This window comes from Streptomyces pseudovenezuelae (genome assembly GCF_029892565.1).
GTDB lineage: Bacteria > Actinomycetota > Actinomycetes > Streptomycetales > Streptomycetaceae > Streptomyces > Streptomyces pseudovenezuelae_A.
Genome location: NZ_JARXVH010000063.1, coordinates 1 through 2,973, shown reverse-complemented (window position 1 = coordinate 2,973; position 2,973 = coordinate 1). Strand labels below are relative to the sequence as shown.

Genomic DNA, 2,973 nt, shown 5'->3' with positions numbered 1-2,973 from the left:
GCCTGGCCCGCTACGGCGTCCCGCTGGCCCAGACCGCGCCCGCCGGTCTCGCCGCCGCCGGCATCGAGCCCGTACTCCTGCCCCCGGCCCCGCAGCTGGAGGCGGCCCCGGAGCCCTCGCCGGAGGACACCGGCACCTTCCCGATCCCGGCAGGCCCCGGCCGTACCCGCGAGATGGGGGCGGGCAGCGACACGGAGCCGAGCGAGGACGACTACCGCCTCACTTTCAAGGAGCCGACAGACGCCAGCCACTCGACCACCGGCCACTTCCGCAGCGGCGTGGAAGCCACAAACAGCATCACCAACGGCAACATCCACCCCATCAGCGACAGCGACCTGAACACCTACGTGACCGCCTTCTCACACCACGAAAAGGCGCGCAGGGGCGGCCCCAGTGCGCCCGAAACCGACCGTGAACAACAGCAGGAACACGTCGCCAAGCCCGGCCCCTCAAGTGCCGGCCCGCATGTCGGCCTGCAGGAATCCCCTCGTGATGCAGAAGGAAACGCTGCGCAGAAGGAGTCCGCGCCGCCCGCCGGCACGAGCAACAAGCCCACGCAATCTCCGCAAGAACAGGGGAAACTCACCGTTCCCGACCGCTACTACCTCGTCTGGATGAACTACCAGACCGAACACGGCCACGAACCCACCGCCCAACAGCTCTCCCTCTACCTCGCCGAACAAGGACTCCTCGGACGCGACGACAAACCCGTCAGCCCCTCCAACCTCCGCCGCCACCTACTACGCTGGCGCATCTACAACATCTGGGCAAAACACCGCGCACACACCACCCACCCACCAAGCGACCGCATCGCAGCACACTGCGCCACCCACGGCATCACCGGCCAATACAACCGGACGATCACCGCCGGCTTCATCACCACGGAAACCCCCGACTTCCAACGACGCTGGCAACTACTCAAAAAAACACAAATGCAATGAACACCCCGCGCACCGCGCCAACCATCCCCTCCCCCACACGAGCCACCTGCCAGCACAGCCCCCCATTACGGCTCGAACACCTGGGCCATGCTCGGCGTCTACCAGTTCACCGGCACACCGCAGGTGGAGCTCACGAACACCACGGATGATGGCACCGCCGACGAGGATGTGGCCTTCACGTCGGTCGCGTTCCAGAAACTTCCGGGTAAACCGAAGGACATGGTCGTCGCGATGGGCGATGCCTACACTTCGGGCGAGAGGTCGGGCGACTACTACCACGTCAGCGACCGCGATCATGGAGAGATCAGTTGGAACGCCTGCCGGCGCAGCCCCAATGCCTGGCCGCGCAAGGTGACGCTGCCCAACCAGACGCACACCGTCGGGGCGCTCGCATGATCGTCGGCTGGCAGAGCATGGAACAAGTCCCGCAGTCCGCCTGAACCAAGATCACCGGACTCTACGAAACTCGGGACAGCTCACTCGGCGAGGTGGAGGGCCTGCAGGTCAGCCTCGCAGGCGCCCAGGACAAGCTTGCGCAACTCGATGCTGAGGCGCACCGATCCCGTGCGGTCAGCCTCGGCATGCCGGCCTTCGGCCAGATCGTCCTCGGCACGCGTGAGACGAAAAAGCCCTCTCCATCTGATGATGAGGCTGGGGCCGGTAGTTCAGAGATCGGTCCCTCTCCTCACTCGGCGCGCTGTCCGACACGCAGGACGCTCAGATAACGGCGTGATGCTCGGTCCCCCATCCACGTGCGGATGCGCTCGGCGATGGCCTCAAGCAAGGGCTCGCGGACATCGCGGTCGAGCCTCCGGTAAAGCGACTGCGAGCGAAGGAGATCGGCAAAGCCGTCCCCGTCGAACCACTGAACTGTTGGATACCACCGCACGATCGTAGGGCCGAACAATCCTCCGGGATCGTCAACCAGGCCCCAACCCTCGTCGGTGCCGCGCACGTCTTCTTCGAGTGGCGGATGACCCCAATCACGGTTCCCGGGGCAGAACCGCTCGTGGAGATCGGCGGTCTCGGCGTACACCTCCGGCTCTCCTGGCCGGCGGACAACGACGTGGCCGAGCAGTGCCATCCAGCCTCCGGGATGGAGCATGTCGTGCGCTCGCTGCCAGCCAATCGACGGGTCGACCCAGTGCCACGACGACGCAGCCACGAGGATGTCGAAGCGTCGACCGCGGTTGTCCCACTCCTCAAACATCGACGTCTCGACTTCGACGTTGCGGAAGGAGGCAATCCGGTGGCGGGCGAGTGCGGCCATGTCTGCGCCCGGCTCGACGGCGGTCACTGAGCATCCGAGCGCTGCCAGCGAGCGCGTTGCCTGACCGGTACCGCAGCCCACCTCTAGCACCGACGACCTTTCGTCCATGCCGGTGATGGCGGCAAGATCCGCGAACAGCTCGTCGGGGTATCCCGGCCGGACCCGGTCGTAGAGTTCCGGCACCTCATTGAACACTCGGCCGAGGTCATATCGATTCGGGCGCATCTTCGGATCACCAGTCACGAACGCACACGCGATGAGGCGCGTCCACGGAGACGCCACTGGTTTCCCGGCAGCCGCTGACGCACTGCCGTCGGTAGTTCAGAGGAGCACGCATGCTCATGAACGCAGTCGCTTCCGTATGCTCGTCCGCAGTCTCCGAGAGCGAGTTTGCGGCGCTCGAAGTGGCCGAGGAACTGCTCCCACTCGTCTGGTGTCACTGCCCCGTATTCCTCGGTCGGTCGAAGTGCACGGCGGCGGCTGATGAACACCTGGTGCGCTTCGATCGCGTCCTTGGGATAGATCGCGGCGTAGGTTGGAGGAACTGGTGGCGTGCAGGGTGGCCGCGCCCGTCTCGGATGAGCACGTCATTGTCCATCGACACGGCCTCGCTCGGTGGATCCATCCCGGCGGCCTCAGCCGCCGGGATGGATCCAGTGGCCGCGGGGCAGGGCGGCGATGAAGGCGGCGCCGTTGGGGGTGCCGATGCCGGTCATGGTGTCGTAGCCCTTGGCGGTCACCTGCTGGGTGTCGGGGCGTTTT

Annotated in this window: 2 protein-coding genes and 1 pseudogene; 2 read left to right on the top strand and 1 reads right to left on the bottom strand. The window is 65.9% G+C overall.

Translation table 11 applies throughout. The features are described 5' to 3' along the window. Together M2283_RS51880 and M2283_RS51410 are read left to right on the top strand one after the other, a co-directional pair. A pseudogene (locus tag M2283_RS51880) lies at window positions 1-941 on the top strand (hypothetical protein); the annotation flags it as partial. Between the two features lie 87 nt (window positions 942-1,028). Then, the gene (locus tag M2283_RS51410) at window positions 1,029-1,337 is read left to right on the top strand and encodes a hypothetical protein (protein ID WP_280883552.1); all 309 of its coding nucleotides are present in this window, start codon (window positions 1,029-1,031) and stop codon (window positions 1,335-1,337) included. Window positions 1,338-1,626: 289 nt separating this feature from the next. On the opposite strand, the gene M2283_RS51405 is transcribed toward M2283_RS51410, so the two are convergent. After that, a complete protein-coding gene (locus M2283_RS51405) occupies window positions 1,627-2,406 on the bottom strand; it encodes a class I SAM-dependent methyltransferase (RefSeq protein WP_280883551.1) in 780 nt (259 codons plus the stop codon). Between the last annotated feature and the right edge of the window lie 567 nt (window positions 2,407-2,973).

Bases quoted from the DNA above. Each gene is read 5' to 3' on its own strand.
- M2283_RS51410 (WP_280883552.1), top strand. From the start codon at position 1,029: ATGCTCGGCGTCTACCAGTTCACCGGCACACCGCAGGTGGAGCTCACG.